14 protein-coding genes and 2 tRNA genes are annotated in these 17651 nt (G+C 58.0%); 1 reads left to right on the top strand and 15 read right to left on the bottom strand.

Annotation, left to right across the window (positions count from 1 at the left end; all coding sequences use genetic code 11):
• Positions 1-4: 4 nt before the first annotated feature.
• The 12 genes from rbfA to rlmE form a co-directional block, all read right to left on the bottom strand.
• On the bottom strand, positions 5-412 hold the full coding sequence (gene rbfA / locus ACMHYW_RS01375) for a 30S ribosome-binding factor RbfA (RefSeq protein ID WP_414500586.1): 408 nt from the start codon (positions 410-412) through the stop codon (positions 5-7).
• A gap of 27 nt (positions 413-439) precedes the next feature.
• Positions 440-2914, bottom strand: a complete 2475-nt coding sequence (gene infB, locus ACMHYW_RS01370; RefSeq protein ID WP_414500585.1) for a translation initiation factor IF-2 — start codon at positions 2912-2914, stop codon at positions 440-442.
• A gap of 80 nt (positions 2915-2994) precedes the next feature.
• On the bottom strand, positions 2995-4488 hold the full coding sequence (gene nusA, locus ACMHYW_RS01365) for a transcription termination factor NusA (protein ID WP_414500584.1): 1494 nt from the start codon (positions 4486-4488) through the stop codon (positions 2995-2997).
• 106 nt (positions 4489-4594) lie between these two features.
• Positions 4595-5062, bottom strand: coding sequence for a ribosome maturation factor RimP (gene rimP / locus ACMHYW_RS01360; RefSeq protein WP_027705426.1), 468 nt, complete (start codon positions 5060-5062; stop codon positions 4595-4597).
• A 264-nt stretch (positions 5063-5326) separates the two neighbouring features.
• Positions 5327-5403 (bottom strand) — tRNA-Met (locus ACMHYW_RS01355).
• A gap of 109 nt (positions 5404-5512) precedes the next feature.
• Positions 5513-5599: transfer RNA gene (locus ACMHYW_RS01350), tRNA-Leu, on the bottom strand.
• A 65-nt stretch (positions 5600-5664) separates the two neighbouring features.
• A complete protein-coding gene (gene secG, locus ACMHYW_RS01345) occupies positions 5665-6084 on the bottom strand; it encodes a preprotein translocase subunit SecG (RefSeq protein WP_414500583.1) in 420 nt (139 codons plus the stop codon).
• A complete protein-coding gene (gene tpiA, locus ACMHYW_RS01340; RefSeq protein ID WP_414500582.1) occupies positions 6084-6839 on the bottom strand; it encodes a triose-phosphate isomerase in 756 nt (251 codons plus the stop codon). The genes secG and tpiA overlap by 1 nt, the downstream gene beginning before the upstream one ends.
• A 102-nt stretch (positions 6840-6941) precedes the next feature.
• A complete protein-coding gene (glmM, locus tag ACMHYW_RS01335) occupies positions 6942-8309 on the bottom strand; it encodes a phosphoglucosamine mutase (RefSeq protein WP_414500581.1) in 1368 nt (455 codons plus the stop codon).
• Positions 8310-8381: 72 nt separating this feature from the next.
• Complete coding sequence (gene folP, locus ACMHYW_RS01330; RefSeq protein WP_414500580.1) at positions 8382-9260, bottom strand: dihydropteroate synthase; 879 nt, start codon at positions 9258-9260, stop codon at positions 8382-8384.
• 166 nt (positions 9261-9426) lie between these two features.
• The gene (gene ftsH / locus ACMHYW_RS01325; RefSeq protein WP_414500579.1) at positions 9427-11403 is read right to left on the bottom strand and encodes an ATP-dependent zinc metalloprotease FtsH; all 1977 of its coding nucleotides are present in this window, start codon (positions 11401-11403) and stop codon (positions 9427-9429) included.
• 165 nt (positions 11404-11568) lie between these two features.
• Positions 11569-12240: a 23S rRNA (uridine(2552)-2'-O)-methyltransferase RlmE gene (rlmE, locus tag ACMHYW_RS01320; protein WP_051523893.1), complete on the bottom strand. Its 672-nt coding sequence runs from the start codon at positions 12238-12240 to the stop codon at positions 11569-11571.
• Between the two features lie 156 nt (positions 12241-12396).
• Between rlmE and yhbY the strand changes: the two genes are divergently transcribed.
• Entirely contained in the window at positions 12397-12705 is a 309-nt protein-coding gene (gene yhbY, locus ACMHYW_RS01315; protein ID WP_027705421.1) for a ribosome assembly RNA-binding protein YhbY, read from the top strand.
• Between the two features lie 110 nt (positions 12706-12815).
• Here yhbY and ACMHYW_RS01310 read toward each other — a convergent pair whose 3' ends face one another.
• From ACMHYW_RS01310 to carB, 3 genes are all read right to left on the bottom strand, one after another.
• On the bottom strand, positions 12816-13646 hold the full coding sequence (locus ACMHYW_RS01310) for a sulfite exporter TauE/SafE family protein (RefSeq protein WP_414500578.1): 831 nt from the start codon (positions 13644-13646) through the stop codon (positions 12816-12818).
• Positions 13647-13921: 275 nt separating this feature from the next.
• Complete coding sequence (gene greA, locus ACMHYW_RS01305) at positions 13922-14398, bottom strand: transcription elongation factor GreA (protein WP_414500577.1); 477 nt, start codon at positions 14396-14398, stop codon at positions 13922-13924.
• Positions 14395-17625, bottom strand: a complete 3231-nt coding sequence (gene carB, locus ACMHYW_RS01300) for a carbamoyl-phosphate synthase large subunit (RefSeq protein WP_414500576.1) — start codon at positions 17623-17625, stop codon at positions 14395-14397. The genes greA and carB overlap by 4 nt, the downstream gene beginning before the upstream one ends.
• Positions 17626-17651: the final 26 nt, after the last annotated feature.

The following is a 17651-nucleotide window of genomic DNA, read 5'->3' as shown; positions in this document are numbered from 1 at the left end:
ACGATTACGCCTCGTCTGAATCTTCTGCGCTCGCGTCAGCATCACCCTGGTGCTGCTGGTCGCTTTTTACGGCTTCATCGATCAGCGCCGACAGCTGGTGCCCACGCACGACGCTTTCATCGTAGTGGAAACGCAGTTCCGGCACATGGCGCAGCGACATGGTGCGTGCGATACGGCTACGCAAGAACCCGGAGGCCTGGCGAAGAATCGCCAGGTTATCCTTGATGCTCACGGCGTCGTTATCGCCCAGCAGGGTGAAATAGACATCGGCGTAACCCAGATCGCGGCTGACTTTCGCCGAACTGATGGTGACCATCCCCAGGCGAGGGTCTTTCACCTCGCGCTGGATCAGAAGAGCTAGCTCCTGCTGGAGCTGCTCTGCCACTCGATCGGTACGCTTAAATTCACGCATGCATAGCCCCTTTCAATGAGAAGGCGATCAGAGTGAACGTTCGACTTTGACCTGATCGAAGACTTCGATCTTGTCACCGACCTGAACGTCGTTGTAGTTGCGAACGCCGATACCACATTCCATACCGTTACGGACTTCGTTAACGTCATCTTTGAAGCGACGCAGAGATTCCAGCTCGCCTTCGTAGATAACCACGTTGTCACGCAGAACGCGGATACGCTTGCTGCGGTAAACCGTCCCTTCGACGACCATACAGCCGGCGATCGCACCGATCTTCGGCGCACGGAAGACGTCGCGGACTTCGGCTACACCAACGATCTCTTCTTTCCATTCCGGTGCCAGCATACCGCTCATCGCCTGCTTGACCTCATCGATCAGCTGGTAAATGACGCTGTAGTAGCGCAGGTCGAGACCTTCACGTTCGATGATCTCACGCGCACTGGCATCCGCACGGACGTTGAAACCGATGACGATGGCATCGGATGCCACAGCCAGGTTCGCGTCAGTACCGGTGATACCACCCACACCGGAGGAAACGACAGCCACTTTGACTTCGTCGTTGGCCAGGTCGGCAAGCGCGCTGCGGATCGCTTCCAGAGAACCCTGTACGTCCGCTTTGAGTACGACGTTGACCGTTGCACTCTCTTCCTGACTCATGCGGCTGAACATGTTCTCCAGCTTGGCTTTCTGCTGGCGAGCCAGGCGGACCTCACGGTATTTGCCCTGACGGAAGTTGGCGACTTCACGCGCTTTCTTCTCATCAGCAACAACCGTGAACTCTTCACCGGCGTCCGGCGTACCGTCAAGACCAATGATCTCGACCGGCATGGACGGACCGGCAGCGTCGATCTGCTGACCCAGTTCGTTGATCAGCGCACGGACGCGACCGTAGTGCAGGCCCGCCAGTACGGTATCGCCCTTACGCAGGGTACCGTTCTGAACCAGTACGGTTGCCACGGGGCCACGACCACGATCCAAGCGGGATTCGACGACGACACCTTTACCCGGTGCGGACGGTACAGCATCCAGCTCAAGGACTTCAGACACCAGCAGGACTGCTTCGAGCAGGCCGTCGATGTTCTGTCCCATCTTCGCGGAGACCGGCACGAACATGGTATCGCCACCCCATTCTTCGGAGATGACACCGTGCTGTGACAGTTCGTTGCGTACGCGGTCCAGATCAGCGCCCGGCTTGTCGATCTTGTTGATCGCGACAACGATCGGCACTTCTGCGGCACGCGCGTGTTCGATCGCTTCGATCGTCTGCGGCATGACACCGTCATCGGCCGCAACAACGAGGATGACCACGTCGGTCGCTTTCGCACCGCGAGCACGCATGGCGGTAAACGCCGCGTGTCCAGGGGTATCCAAGAACGTGATGTTGCCGTTGTCGGTTTCGACGTGGTAGGCACCGATGTGCTGGGTGATACCACCCGCTTCACCTGTGGCGACCTTAGTACGACGAATGTAATCGAGCAGCGAGGTCTTACCGTGGTCAACGTGACCCATGACGGTAACGACCGGTGCGCGATTGACCTTCTCACCGTCGTAGTTGTTCGCTTCGAGCACTTCGAGCTCGATAGCGTTTTCGTTGACCAGTTTCGGCGTGTGGCCCATCTCTTCCACGACAATCGCAGCAGTTTCCTGATCGATGGTCTGGTTGATGGTAACGGCAGCACCCATGGTAAACATGGTTTTGATGACTTCAGCCGCTTTGACGGCCATCTTGTCGGCCAGCTCTGCAACACTGATGGATTCCGGAAGCGCTACTTCACGCACGATGTGCTGAGTAGGACGCTGGAAGCCATGAGCATTGTTGCTGTTCTGGCTGCCACCGCTGCGACGGCCACCGCGACGTTCGGAACGACGCGTTTTCTTGGCACCGCCACGACGACGTTCGCGACGCTCTTCGTTGTCTTCACGACGTTCGGAGCTCGCTTCTTTACGGTCTTTGCGATTGCGACGACCGCCTTCAGCGCGCGAACTTGCCGCACTGGAGTCAGCGTCATCGCCTGCCGCTGGAGCGCCTTCGACATCGACGACGGCCGTAGCCGCTGCATCAACGTCGACAACGGGAGCTTCTTCACGCTTGCTGGCATTGCGAGGCGCTTCATCACGCGGCTTCGCTTTGCTTTCAGAGCGGACAGCATCCTGTTTCTTCGGCTGCTCTTGCTTGACGGCTTCTTCTGCCGGAGCCGGTTCTTCGGTTTCCGGTTTTACGTAGGTACGTTTCTTGCGCACCTGCACTTCGATCGTCTTGTTACGATCACCTGTGCGCAGACGACTTTTCGTCTTACGCGTCAGGGTAATGCGATTACGGCCTGGGCCAGCGTTACCGCCGTGCTGGCGAGTCAGATGCTCCAGCAAACGCTGTTTGTCTTCTTCAGACACCACATCATTCTCAGACGCATGCTCGAGACCTGCTTCCTTCATCTGCTCCAGCAAGCGTGCCGACTCACGGCCCACCTTCTGTGCAAATTCCTTAACCGTCATTTCTGCCATTCGACCCTCCTGAACCCGTTGCTGCCCATTGCGACATGATGCTGCCGGGCACTCATGTGCCAGCGGCAGCCATACAGCGATCAATCTTCGCTTGCGAACCAGGGCGCACGGGCCGTCATGATCAATGCGGCGGCGCGTTCTTCATCCACGCCGTCGATATCCTTGAGATCTTCGATGGCCTGCTCGGCCAGATCTTCCATAGTACAGATGCCACGCGCGGCCAGCGTAAGGGCCAGCGTTTGATCCATACCTTCCATCTCGAGCAGATCATCTGCCGGCTGAGCGCCGTCCAGATTCTCTTCTGTCGCGATGGCAAGATTGAGCAGCTCATCCTTGGCACGTGACCGCAGCTCTTCGACGAGCGTTTCATCCAGCCCTTCGATTTCGAGCATTTCGTCGAGCGGCACATAGGCCACTTCTTCGAGCGAGGTCAGGCCTTCTTCGACCAGTACGCGCGCCAGCTCCTCGTCGATGCCGAGGTGCTCCACGAAGTAATCGACGTGACTGTCGATTTCCTGTTCACGCTTGCCAAGCGCTTCTTCTTCCGTCATGACATTGAGCGACCAGCCGGTCAGCTCGGATGCCAAACGAACGTTCTGACCACCACGGCCGATAGCCTGGGCCAGATTGTCTTGGGCTACGGCGACATCCATAGCGTGGGCGTCTTCATCCATCATGATGGAAGCGACGTCAGCCGGTGCCATAGCGTTGATAACCAATTGAGCGGGGTTATCGTCCCATAATACGATGTCGACGCGCTCGTTGCGCAGCTCGTTGGAAACGGCTTGCACACGAGAGCCTCGCATGCCGACGCAAGCGCCGACGGGGTCGATACGACGATCATTGGTTTTCACGGCCAGTTTGGCACGGGAACCCGGATCGCGCGCAGCGCCCTTGATTTCGATCAGCTGTTCGGCGATTTCAGGTACTTCGATTTCGAACAGCGCGATCAGGAATTCTGGACGAGAGCGAGACAGGATCAGCTGTGAGCCACGCGCTTCGGCATCGACCTTCCACAGCAGCGCGCGTACGCGCTCGTTCATGCGATAGCGTTCACCAGAGATCATTTCGTTGCGCGGCAGGAAAGCTTCTGCATTCTCGCCAAGGTCGACGATCAGTCCGTCACGCGTGATTTTCTTGACCGTACCGCTGATGATTTCGCCTTCACGTTCGCGATACTGACGCACAATTTCAGCGCGTTCAGCTTCACGAACCTTCTGTACGATGATCTGCTTCGCCATCTGGGCAGCGATGCGTCCGAAGCCGACCGATTCGATCTTTTCTTCGACGCACTCACCCATATCGAGTGCAGGCTCACGCTCCAGACCCGCAGAATACGGAATCTGTCGGTGGGACGTGGTGTAGTCTTCATCGGGCACGACTGTCCAGCGACGGAAAGTTTCGTAATCCCCGGTATCACGGTCGATATGAACACGGATATCGACGTCCTGTCCTTCGAGACGCTTCTTCGAAGCGCCTGCCAATGCGGCCTCTACAGCTTCGAAGATGACCTCGCGCGGAACACCTTTTTCATTCGAAATTGCGTCAACGACCAGCAAGATCTCTTTGCTCATGTCTTTGCCTCGCCAGAAAAATCGTTTTTACCACGTCCGCTGCTCACGTCATCATCCCTGTGAGCGACCCTTTCCTCGTCGATATCGAGGGCAGACGCTTAGTCTTTCATCTCTTGTTTTCGAAGGTTGGCATCACGTTGGCGCGCTCAATGCCTTCGATGGGAAAGGCATATTCCTCACCATCGACATGCAGGAGCACTTCGTCTTGCTCAACGCCAGCCAGCAATCCCTGGAACTTGCGACGACCTTCGAAAGGAACGCGAAGCCGCAACTGAATCTGGTGTCCAGCGTAGCGTTCGTAATGCGAAAGCGTATAAAGGGGACGATCCATTCCAGGAGAAGACACTTCTAGATCGTAATGTCCTGAGATGGGATCTTCGACATCGAGCAGCGCGCTGACCTGACGGCTGATATCAGCACAGTCGTCAACGGTGACGCCTTTGTCACTGTCGATATAGATGACAAGCCTGGAGTTGCGTCCCTGGGAGATATGACTGATTCCCCACAGTTCGAACCCCATGGCCGAAATGGTAGGCCCGATGAGTGTCTGAATTGCTGTTTCCTTGGTAGCCACTAGCAAGGCTCCTCTGTATGGATTCCGATGGCAGGTGCCAAACGGGCACCTGCTCCCGATGCAAGGCCAAAGCGCCGTGCTATATCAGGTCGGCATACAGGGGTACCTAGCGGAGGTTGACTGGCACCTGGCCGGACAGAACATCGAGAGGTGGCCGATTGGCATCGCCTTCGAGGTGCATCCTCGTCATGCAGGGTGCATGTCGTGGCTACCTCGTAACAAAAAGCCCCTTCTATCTGGAAGGGGCTTTCCGTATAAAATAAGTGGTAGCGGGGGCTGGATTTGAACCAACGACCTTCGGGTTATGAGCCCGACGAGCTACCAGACTGCTCCACCCCGCATCATCAAGCAACATTGTAGAGACATCGTTTCACTAAAGCAATCAGAAAACGATGCATGCTGCTTATTCTTGCTTCCAACCGTACCCGCATCGTAAAAAAGATGCTTAGATGGTGCCGAAGGCGGGACTTGAACCCGCACGGCCTTACGGCCACTACCCCCTCAAGATAGCGTGTCTACCAATTCCACCACTTCGGCATCAGGGGATATGCAGTGTACTCTACACAAACCTTGTTGATCTATCAACAGGTTGTTTCACTGCATCACTGTGCAGGATGTTGCGTGCTCTGCTGTTCAGCAGCAGGCGCTTTATCCTGTACAGGCGCTGCATTATCCACGGTAGCCGGTGTTTCGTCAACGGCTTTGGCAGAATTGTTTTCTTCGGTCGCCGCCGCAGGCTCTGACACGCTGGTGGTAGCCGGTGCCGTCTGCACTTCGGTCGCGACTTTCTGAGCATGATGGGCAAATGCCGTCAGTCCCAGTGACGTCACGAAGAACAGCAGGACCAGCAGGCCAGTCAGCTTGGCAAGGAAGCCGGTGCTACCGCGGGAACCGAATACGGTTTGGGACGCGCCGCCACCGAAGGCTGCGCCCGCTTCGGCCCCCTTGCCTTGCTGCAGCAGAACCAGAACGATCAGGCTGATCGCCAGGAGGATATGAACCACAAGAGTCAGATACGTCATCAGTTTTGACCTGCAACATGACAGATTGAAAGAAAATCTTCGGTCCTCAATGAGGAGCCGCCAATAAGACCGCCGTCGATATCCGGCTGGGCCAGCAAACGACGCGCATTGTGCGCGTTCATGCTGCCACCGTAGAGCAACCGGGTCGATTCAGCCAATTCGGGATCAATTTCATGGAGATATTCCCGAATGGCCGCGTGTATTTCCTGCGCCTGCTCTGGCGTTGCCGTCAGCCCAGTGCCAATAGCCCAGACCGGTTCGTAGGCAATCGACACCCACGAAAGGTAGCGCGCATCGAGGCGCTCCATCACGGAGCTGACCTGATGCAGCACCGTTGCCAGTGCATTACCCGACTTATGCTGTTCGAGCGTTTCGCCCACGCACAAGATAGGGTGAAGCTGTTCGCTTACCGCCGCATTTACACGCGCGAATATTTCGTCTTCGCTTTCCTTGTACAGCCGGCGACGCTCGGAATGCCCGACCAGCACATATTCTGCGCCCAGTTCGTGCAACATCACGCCACTGACTTCCCCAGTATGAGCACCGGCACCGCGAGGGTTGAGCGTCTGAGCACCCACCTTGACGCCACTGCCCAGCAGGGCGCGCACCATCTCACCGATATAAGGAAACGAAGGGATCAGCAGGACATCGACCTTGTCGGTGATATCCGTATCCATAAAGGCTTTGCGGTACGCAGCCACCAGCTGCCGAGTACCGTTCATTTTCCAGTTACCCGCGATCATGGGCTTGCGCATTTCAGTACCCGCCCTCACGTGTTGGCTCGAAATGGTAATGGACGACCGTGCCCAATACAACCGGCAGGGCGCGTGCGGCGCTCCCTGCCGATCGTCGACGCATTACGCGGCGCGTGCTGCTTCAATAGCATCCGCGATGCGCGTTGCCAGTGCATGGGCATCGAATGCGGGCTGCGCTTCGACCATGACACGGATCAACGGCTCAGTGCCGGAGGGACGCAGCAGTACGCGACCACCCTCTTCACCCAGCTCAGCCTCGACGGCCGTAACGGCCTGCTGAACGGCCTCGGCTTCCATCAGCGCCTTGCGATCCGCACGGCTGTCCAGACGCACGTTGATCAGTGATTGCGGCGCTTTTTCGAAGTTCTGCAACAAGGAATTCAGCGTACGGCCTTCGCGCATCATGATCGACAGCACCTGAAGCGCGGCAACAATACCATCGCCGGTGGTCTGAACGTGTCCGCAGACGATGTGACCCGATGATTCACCGCCCAGCTCCCAACCATTGGCCTGCATGCGCTCGATGACATAGCGGTCGCCGACCTGTGCACGCTCGAACGGAATGCCTTTGCGCTTAAGCGCATTTTCAAGGCCGAGGTTGCTCATCACGGTACCGACGATGCCGCCGTGCAGCACACCACGCTTATGGCGATCATTACCGATAAGATAGAGCAGTTCGTCACCGTCAACTTCGCGGCCGTGTTCATCCACCATAATGACACGGTCACCGTCACCGTCGAATGCCACGCCGATATCGGCTCCGGTTTCGATCACTTTCGCCTTGAGCGCACGAATGGACGTCGAGCCGACATTGCGGTTGATATTGAGGCCGTCCGGAGAAGCACCGATGACCGTGACGTCGGCACCGAGTTCGCGGAAGACGCTGGGGGCGATGTGGTAGGTTGCACCGTTGGCGCAGTCGAGCACCACTTTCAACCCTTGCAGGCCCGTGCGTTCAGGCATTGAAGACTTACAAAACTCGATGTAGCGCGCAGCAGCGTCGTTGATGCGCACAGCCTTACCGAGTTCGTTGGACACGACAGTCGTCAGCGGGCGTTCCAGCTCTGCTTCGATTTCAAGCTCGATGTCGTCGGGAATCTTGCGCCCGTCGGCAGAGAAGAACTTGATGCCATTGTCCTGATACGGGTTGTGCGAAGCGCTGATGACGACACCGGCCTGCGCACGGAAAGTCTGCGTCATGTACGCAATGCCGGGGGTAGGCATCGGTCCCAGCAGCATGACATCAACGCCTGCCGCGGAAAAACCAGCTTCCAGAGCGGCTTCGAACATATAGCCGGAGATACGCGTGTCCTTACCGATGACCACTTTCGCGGCCCCGTTGCGGCGCAGAACGCGGCCGGCGGCCCATCCCAGCTTGAGCACGAAATCGGCCGTAATGGGATATTCACCTACTGTGCCGCGGATACCGTCGGTTCCAAAGAAACGGCGTGCTGTTGTCTTGGCTGACACGCTTCTCTCCTCACTGTCTTTTGTTTGATCAAGACGATCATTGGCCGCCATCCAGCGACCCTGAAAAATTCGTCATGCCTGCTGTACGGCATGGAACATATCCATGGCATCACGCGTAATGGCCACATCGTGAGTACGAATGATGGTCGCGCCACGCTCAAGCGCCATGACGGCCAATGCCAGTCCGCCCATGATGCGCCCTTCACCCAGCGGTGCGAGCGGACGGTCGAGCACTTGCCCGATCATAGTCTTACGCGACACCCCCACCAGCAGCGGGCGACGGAATACCTGCAACGTATCCATCTGTTGCATCAAGCGAAGATTATGCGCCAAGGTCTTGCCGAAGCCAAAACCCGGATCAAGGATCAAACGGTCAACTGCAATGCCGGCAATCTCGCACGCGTGCATTCGCTCTGCCAGCTGCCGTGCCACGGCCGCTTCGATAGGCTCGTCATAATGAGGCGACAGCTGCATGGTATCCGGCTCGCCGGTCATGTGCATCAGACAGACGGCCAACGATGTGGCGGCCGCTGCGTCTAGGGCACCTTCACGGGTCAGAGAGCGTACATCGTTAATAATGCCAGCGCCCAGACGAGCACCTTCCGTCATCACCACTGGACAGCTAGTATCCAGCGATACCAACGCGTCCAGCTCGTCCACCAAGCGCTCAACCACTGGCGCAACACGATCCAGCTCTTCCTGAGCCGTCACCGGCGCCGCTCCGGGGCGAGTGGACTCGCCCCCGACGTCGATGATATCGGCGCCTTCCGCCAGCATGGCTTCTGCGCGTTTCAGCGCGGCATCAACGGTGTTGTAGCACCCCCCATCCGAAAAGGAGTCGGGCGTGACGTTGAGCACTCCCATGACATGAGGCCGACTCAAGTCGAGCGTCTTTCGCCCACAGACCAGTGCGGACGATGCCATCGGGAAAGAGGAGGTAGGCTGAGGCATTGATCATTACCTTCGTTGTTCTTCAAGCCATGGCCGGATCAGGCGAACCATCATGCCGCAGCATTACGGCCGCACATGCAACCCGGCAGCGTACAAATGACAACGGGCAGGCAGGGTTTCCCCTACCTGCCCGTTATGGCGTCATGGGATCACTCAGACAGTGACCTCATGAACGCGGGTCCTGCGGATCATCGTTGGAGCGTTCATCACGAACATTGTCGCCGGGCTCGCTGGGCGGCGGCTGTACATCACCACCGCCGTTGACCGGCGTGGCCGTACCGTCGATCACCTGACCACCGTTCGGCGGCGTGCCACCATCGGTGGATTTAGGCGGAGACGGGAAACGGCCTTCCATGATTTCAGCGACCTGATCGGAATCGAGCGTTTCGTATTCCACCAGCGCTTTGGCCATCAGGTCCAGCTTGTCCTTGTGCTCGACCAGGATACGCGTGGTTTCCTGATAGCACTCGTCAATGATGCGACGCGCTTCGCGGTCCAGCAGCTGGCGCGTTTCTTCGGACATAAAACGCTTGGCGCCCTGACTGTCCATGTACTGGTTTTGCGGATCATCATACAGCAGCATGCCCAGCTTGTCGGACAGACCGTAGCGCGACAGCATGTTGTAGACCACCTGGGTGATCTGCTGAATATCACCGTAAGCACCGGAGGTCACGCCTTCCGGCCCGTGCAGAATTTCCTCGGCGGCACGGCCACCCATCGCGACACAGATACGACTGACCATTTTGCGGCGCGATTCGCTGTACGCTTCTTCCGGCAGGAACATGGTGACACCCAGCGAACCACCACTACGCGGCATGATCGACACTTTGTAGATCGGGTCGTATTCCGGCACGTGTAGGGACACGATTGCATGACCTGCTTCGTGATAGGCGGTGCTGAACTTTTCCTTGTCGGTCATCAGCGAGCGGCGCTCAAGCCCCATGATGAGCTTGTCACGCGCATCGTCGAGTTCCTTCATGCCAACCAGACGCAGGTTGCGGCGGGCAGCGAACAGCGCAGCTTCGTTGACCAAGTTGGCCAGCTGCGCCCCGGAGAAGCCCGGTGTACCACGTGCCAGCTTAGTGACGTCGATATCATCGGCACACGGCACTTTCGCCAAGTGCACATTGAGGATCTGTTCGCGTCCTTTGAAATCAGGCAGGTCAACGGTGACCTGACGGTCAAATCGGCCCGGACGCAGCAGCGCCTTGTCCAGCACATCGGGACGGTTGGTTGCCGCAATCACGATGGTGCCATCGTTTTTCTCGAAACCGTCCATCTCGACCAGCAGCTGGTTGAGGGTCTGCTCACGTTCATCGTGACCGCCACCGCTCATGCTGCCGCCACGTGCACGGCCTACGGCATCAATCTCGTCGATGAAAATGATGCACGGCGCGCTTTTCTTGGCCTGCTCGAACATGTCGCGCACGCGCGATGCCCCAACCCCGACGAACATTTCGACGAAATCGGAACCCGAGATAGTGAAGAACGGCACTTTCGCTTCACCAGCGATTGCCTTAGCCAGCAGGGTTTTACCCGTCCCTGGAGGGCCGACCATCAGGATACCGCGCGGAATCTTGCCGCCCAGACGCTGGTATTTGCCCGGGTCACGCAGGAAGTCGACCAGCTCAGCCACTTCGGCCTTGGCATCATCGCAGCCCGCCACATCCTTCAGCGTGGTGTTGATCTGATCCTGCGACAGCAGACGCGCCTTGGATTTACCGAAGCTCATCGGGCCGCCCTTGCCGCCGGCACCGCCCTGCATCTGGCGCATGAAAAAGAAGAACACACCCAGCGTCAGCAGGATCGGGAAGGCACTGATCAGCAGGCTCTTCCAGATGCTCGGCTGTTGCGGCTCACGGACGTCGATTTTGATGTCGTGATGCAGCATCTGATTGATCAGCTGAGGATCATCGCCCACGCTCGGACGGATAGTCTGGAAAGACGTGTCATCCTGCTGTTTGCCATGGATGACGTAGCCATCGATGGTAACGCTCTTGACCTTATCGTCCTGCACATTGTGGACGAAGTCGGAATAGCTGACCGCCGGAGGCGCTGAGTCAACGCTGAAATTGTTGAACACCAGCAGCAGCACCACTGCGATGATCAACCATAGACTCAGGTTCTTGGTCGTATCGTTCAAGGGATTACCCTCACTGCATGATTCTGAGGCCAACACACCTCAAAGTGCGTCGGGCGACTACTTCTTTCCAGACATGCTCATTCAGGACATGCTGCTTTATCCAGAGATGAGGCCATCGGTATCGCAATACAAGTATTGCACAGCTTTAACGGCGAGGTAGCTCAATCAGCCACGAAAACCGCGTCCTAGCAGATAGACTTCTCGCGAGCGCGCACGCGAAGCACCGGGCTTGCGCGTAACGACCTTATCGAACGAGCCGCGCATGTCCTTAAGGTAGGCATCAAACCCTTCGCCCTGAAACACCTTGACCAGAAAGTCACCACCGGGTTTCAGAATCTGACGGGCCAGATCCAGCGCCAACTCGACCAGTCCCATGGCGCTCGGCTGATCGATGGAGGTCTGCCCACTCATGTTAGGTGCCATGTCCGACAGCACTACGTCGAATTCACGTCCGGCAATCTCTGCCAGTATGGCATCAAGTACCGCGTCTTCGGTGAAGTCACCCTGAATGAAGCTTACGTCTGGGAGCGGCTCCATGGGAAGGATATCCGATGCGACGACCGTTCCATTGCCGTTCAGTTTCTGAGTCACGACCTGACTCCACCCACCCGGTGCCGCGCCGAGGTCGACGATGCGCATGCCCGGCTTCAGCAATGCGTCCTTTTCGTCTATTTCCAAAAGCTTGTAGCTGGCGCGCGAGCGATAGCCATCGACCCATGATTTCTGGACGTAGACATCGTCAAAATGCTCCCTGAGCCAGCCTGCACTGCTGCGACTACGGGAAGTGCGTTGGGAACCGTTATCGGAACCGCCTGATCGAGAAGAGGAACGAGCCAAGGGACCACCTGAAGAGAGAAGAGATCATTCGTACTGTCCCGTCAACCGCTATGCGCCGGTGCCAGAGGTGACACATGACAGAGGTTGGTCAACATGCCAGCAGATAGGGTAGACTGGGAGGTCGACTATCGTACATTTTTAGGTGACCAACATACCATGCCTCTTACATCGGCACAAAAGAAGCAGTTCCGCAGCATCGGCCATCATCTTTCCCCTATCGTACAGATCTCTGAGAACGGTCTGAGCGCCGGGGCGGTCGAAGAGGCCAAGCGTGCGCTGGCGGATCACGAGCTGATCAAAGTGAAGCTGATGTCTGGCGAACGTGACGAACGCGCCGCTCAGATCGAAGCTCTGATTGAGCAGACGCGTGCGGAACTGGTGCAGACCATCGGCAAGATCGCCCTGCTGTATCGCCGCAACCGCGACGGCAGCAAGCTGTCCAACGTGACACGCTACAGCGTCTGAGTCTTCGCATGCGCTAACCATGCGCCATGCAGACTACGGAAGGCGACCCAAGGGTCGCCTTTGTTGTTTCCGGAACATCCATAACCATAGTGTAGCGGCAGTGACAGCGCCTAGCCCCACCACGCGCTGTAAAGGAAGTCGATACCGACACACAGCATCAACAGCGCGAAGCCCAGCTTCAGCTGTACGCCCGATGCTCGATGAGCGATCCTCACCCCTAGGTGAGCAGACAGCATGCTGGCAACAGCCACGCCGCACAGCGCCGGCAAATTCACATAGCCAATGCTCCACGCGGGCAGCCCCTCCTTGCCCCACCCAAAGGCCATATTGCCCGCAGCCCCGAACAGCGCAACGGCCAGCCCACAGGCTGAAGAGGTCGCAACGGCGCGGTGCATGCTCAGCTTTTTGGACGTCAGCAGCGGCACTGTCAGCGAGCCGCCACCAATACCGAACAACGCCGACGCCCATCCGATAACCGCCCCACTACCGTACTGCCACATCCGCGACGGCAAAGGGTAGTCGGCCTGAGCTGCCTCATTGCCGGTCTGGCGTTTGCCCTTAATGACCTCACGAACCTGCTGAGCCGCCATCGTCAACGAGAACAGCCCGACGATCACCTGCAGTGCGGCACCTGACAGCCACGAGGCCGTGGCGGCCCCCAGCACGGCACCGACGGCAATCCCGATTGTCATGCCTTTTAGCACCCCCCACTCCACGGCCCCCTTACGCTGGTGGGCAATAACGGCATTGATCGAGGTGAAGACGATGATGGCCAGTGACGTACCCAACGCAACGTGCATGGCAACACCGGCCTCGATACCGTTCAGGGCGGTAAAGCAGTAGACCAGCACGGGCACAATGATCATGCCTCCACCGATACCGAACATGCCGGCCAGCAATCCAGAGCAGACGCCTGCCAGCAGATACCATATGAGCGCCATGAGCGACTCTCCTATCGTGATATTGTCGTAAGAATGCGCGAAAACGACGCCTCTGCGTGCTGTTGTTCTTGTCCGCTCGCCGACAGTAGCCTCTCGCACATAAACCATTATGCCCGAAATTTACCAGCGCTATGAACGCGAGGCGGTCAGCCTGTACCTATCCCTCAATGCCTTGAGGCGCTCTTCACTTTCGTCCATAAAAAAAGCCCGCCCAGCAATGGCCGGGCGGGCTCTTGTCATCCACTCAAGGACAAAGCCTTGGATGGATCACGACATCAGATGTACTCGACGTCGCTGATTTCGAACTCAACATCACCGCCCGGCGTACGGACGTTGACGATATCGCCTTCTTCCTTGCCGATCAGCGCGCGGGCGATCGGAGACGTCAGCGAGATCATGCCGTTTTTGATATCGGCTTCGTCTTCGCCCACGATACGGTAGCGCGTAGTGGCATCCGTATCGAGGTTCAGCAGTGTGACCGTCGTACCGAAGATCACCTTGCCGGTGTTCGTCAGCTTGGTGACGTCGATGACCTGCGCGTTGGACAGCTTGCCTTCGATTTCTTGGATACGGCCTTCGATGAAGCCTTGCTGTTCTCGCGCAGCGTGGTACTCGGCATTTTCTTTAAGATCGCCGTGCTCACGCGCTTCTGCGATATCCGCGATGACACGAGGACGCTCTACGGTCTTGAGCTGAACCAGCTCTTCGCGCAGGCGTGTCTCGCCATTAACCGTCATCGGCACTTTATTCATTCCGTTGCTCCTGCATGCAAATCCTGAAGACGCCGCACGTTCAGTCGATCACCATATTCGAGCGCCATACAGATCGCCTGAGCGCCGGCCAACGTGGTCGCATAAGGCACTTTGCGGGCCAGCGCCGTACGGCGGATCTCGGACGAGTCACTGATGGCTTGACGCCCTTCAGTGGTATTGACGATGTAATCGACGTCCCCGTTCTTCAGCATATCGACGATATGCGGACGCCCTTCGTAAACCTTGTTGACAATGACCACAGGCAGGCCCGCAGATGACAGCGCATCCGCCGTCCCGCGTGTGGCAACCAATTTAAAGCCCAATGCTATCAGAGCATGCGCAACCTCGATAATGCCTTTCTTGTCCGGGTCGCGTACTGATAGGAATGCCGTGCGAGGGCCGTTCTTCTGCGGGAGCGGCGCACCGGCACCGATCTGCGCCTTGTAGAAGGCTTCCGCGAAGGTGGCTCCGCTACCCATGACTTCACCGGTCGATTTCATTTCCGGCGACAGGATCGGGTCGACACCTGGGAACTTGTTGAACGGGAAGACGGCTTCCTTAACGCTGTAGAACGTCGGAATGACCTCTTCCGTGAACCCTTGCGAAACCAACGTCTGACCGGCCATACAGCGGGCTGCAACCTGCGCCAGCGAGCGGCCGATGCACTTGGATACGAACGGCACGGTACGCGATGCGCGCGGGTTAACTTCGATGATGTAGATCAGGCCGTCCTGCCATGCCATCTGCACGTTCATCAGACCGACAACGCCCAGCTCGACCGCCATAGCCTTGACCTGGCGACGCATTTCGTCCTGCACGTCTTTCGGCAGAGAATACGGCGGCAGCGAGCAGGCAGAGTCACCGGAGTGAACACCCGCCTGCTCAACGTGCTGCATCACGCTGCCGATCACAACCAGTTCACCATCGGAAACGGCGTCGATATCCACTTCGACAGCAGCGCTCAAGAAGTGATCCAGCAGTACCGGACTGTCGTTGGATACGCGCACGGCCGTGGTCATGTAATGCTCAAGCTCGGACGGACTATAGACGATTTCCATCGCGCGACCACCCAGCACGTACGACGGGCGCACGACCAGCGGATAGCCGATGGCCTCAGCTTTCGCGAAGGCTTCATCGAAGCTGCGTGCCGTCGCGTTCGGCGGCTGGCGCAGACCCAGCTTGTCGATCATGTGCTGGAAACGCTCGCGGTCTTCGGCACGGTCGATGGCATCCGGCGTCGTCCCGATGATGTTGACGCCCGCGGCTTCTAGCGCACGCGCCAGTTTCAGCGGCGTCTGACCACCGAACTGCACAATGACGCCTTCCGGCTGTTCCTTGTGCACGATTTCCAGTACGTCTTCCAGCGTGACCGGCTCAAAGTAGAGGCGATCACTGGTGTCGTAGTCGGTAGACACCGTTTCCGGGTTGCAGTTGACCATCAGTGTTTCATAGCCGTCTTCGTGCAGCGCCAGCGCCGCATGAACACAGCAATAGTCAAACTCGATCCCCTGCCCGATACGGTTAGGACCACCACCCAGCACCATGATCTTGCGGTTGCTGGTCGGCTCAGCTTCGCACTTTTCTTCATAGGTAGAGTACAGGTACGCCGTGGACGTGGAGAACTCAGCCGCACAGGTATCGACGCGTTTGTAGACCGGACGCAGCTTCAGTGCATGACGATGATCGCGCACGGCCTGTTCGCTGACGTTCAGCAGCGTGGCCAGACGAGCATCGCCGAAGCCCTGGCGTTTGAGACGACGTAGCGTCGCGTAGTCCAGGTCAGCCAGTGTATGTTCCGTCACCCATTTTTCAGCGGCGACCAGCTCTTCGAGCTGAACAAGGAACCACGGATCAATGTTGGTGTAGCCAAACACGCGATCAACGCTGTAGCCCAGACGGAACGCGTCGGCAACATACAGGATGCGCTCCGGCCCGGCACTCTGCAGCTCGCGCTGGAGCTGCTGCTCGCTTTCATAGCTCAGTTCGTCGATGCGCGGGTCCAGACCGTCGATGCCGGTTTCCAGACCGCGCAATGCTTTCTGCAGCGATTCTTGGAAGGTACGGCCGATCGCCATGACCTCACCCACGGATTTCATCTGGGTGGTCAGACGGTCGTTGGCCTGCGGGAACTTCTCAAACGTGAAGCGCGGAATTTTGGTGACGACGTAGTCGATGGCCGGTTCGAACGATGCCGGCGTTGCACCACCGGTGATGTCGTTGTCCAGCTCATCCAGCGTGTAGCCGATCGCGAGCTTGGCGGCGATCTTAGCGATCGGGAAGCCCGTTGCCTTGGACGCCAGCGCAGAAGAACGCGATACGCGCGGGTTCATCTCGATCACGACCATGCGGCCGGTCTCAGGATCGACACCGAACTGTACGTTGGAACCCCCGGTTTCGACACCGATCTCGCGTAGCACCGCCAAAGAGGCGTCACGCATGATCTGGTATTCCTTGTCGGTCAGCGTCTGTGCAGGCGCGACCGTGATGGAGTCACCGGTGTGAACCCCCATCGGATCGAAGTTCTCGATCGAGCAGACGATGATGGCGTTGTCCTTGCGGTCACGCACCACCTCCATCTCGTATTCTTTCCAGCCCAAAAGCGATTCGTCGATCAGCAGCTCGCGAGTCGGTGACAGATCGAAGCCGCTGGTGCAGATGGTCTCGAACTCTTCACGGTTGTAGGCCACGCCACCGCCAGAGCCGCCCATGGTGAAGGACGGGCGAATGATGCAAGGGAAGCCGAGTTCGCCCTGGATTTCCCACGCTTCATCCATAGAGTGCGCGATACGCGCTTTCGGGCATTCAAGGCCAATGGCACGCATCGCCTTGTCGAAACGGTCGCGGTCTTCGGCCTTGTCGATGGTATCGGCGTTGGCACCGATCATCTCAACGCCGTAGCGTTCCAGTACGCCTTCGCGTTCCAAATCGAGGGCGCAGTTAAGCGCTGTCTGACCGCCCATGGTCGGCAGGAGTGCATCGGGACGTTCTTTTTCGATGATGCGCTCAACCGCCTGCCAGGTGATCGGCTCGATGTAGGTCGCGTCCGCCATGACCGGGTCGGTCATGATAGTGGCCGGGTTAGAGTTGACCAGAATGACGCGAATGCCTTCTTCGCGCAGCGCCTTGCACGCCTGTGCGCCGGAATAGTCGAATTCACACGCCTGCCCAATAACGATGGGGCCGGCGCCGATAATCAGAACGCTGTTGATGTCAGTACGTTTTGGCATGACTGAGTCCGCAGTGAACGGCCACC

This window comes from Zymobacter sp. IVIA_12111.31 C1 (assembly GCF_047495495.1).
GTDB lineage: Bacteria > Pseudomonadota > Gammaproteobacteria > Pseudomonadales > Halomonadaceae > Zymobacter.
The sequence above is the reverse complement of the archived record's forward strand: the minus strand, read 5'-3'. Positions and strand labels throughout refer to the sequence as shown.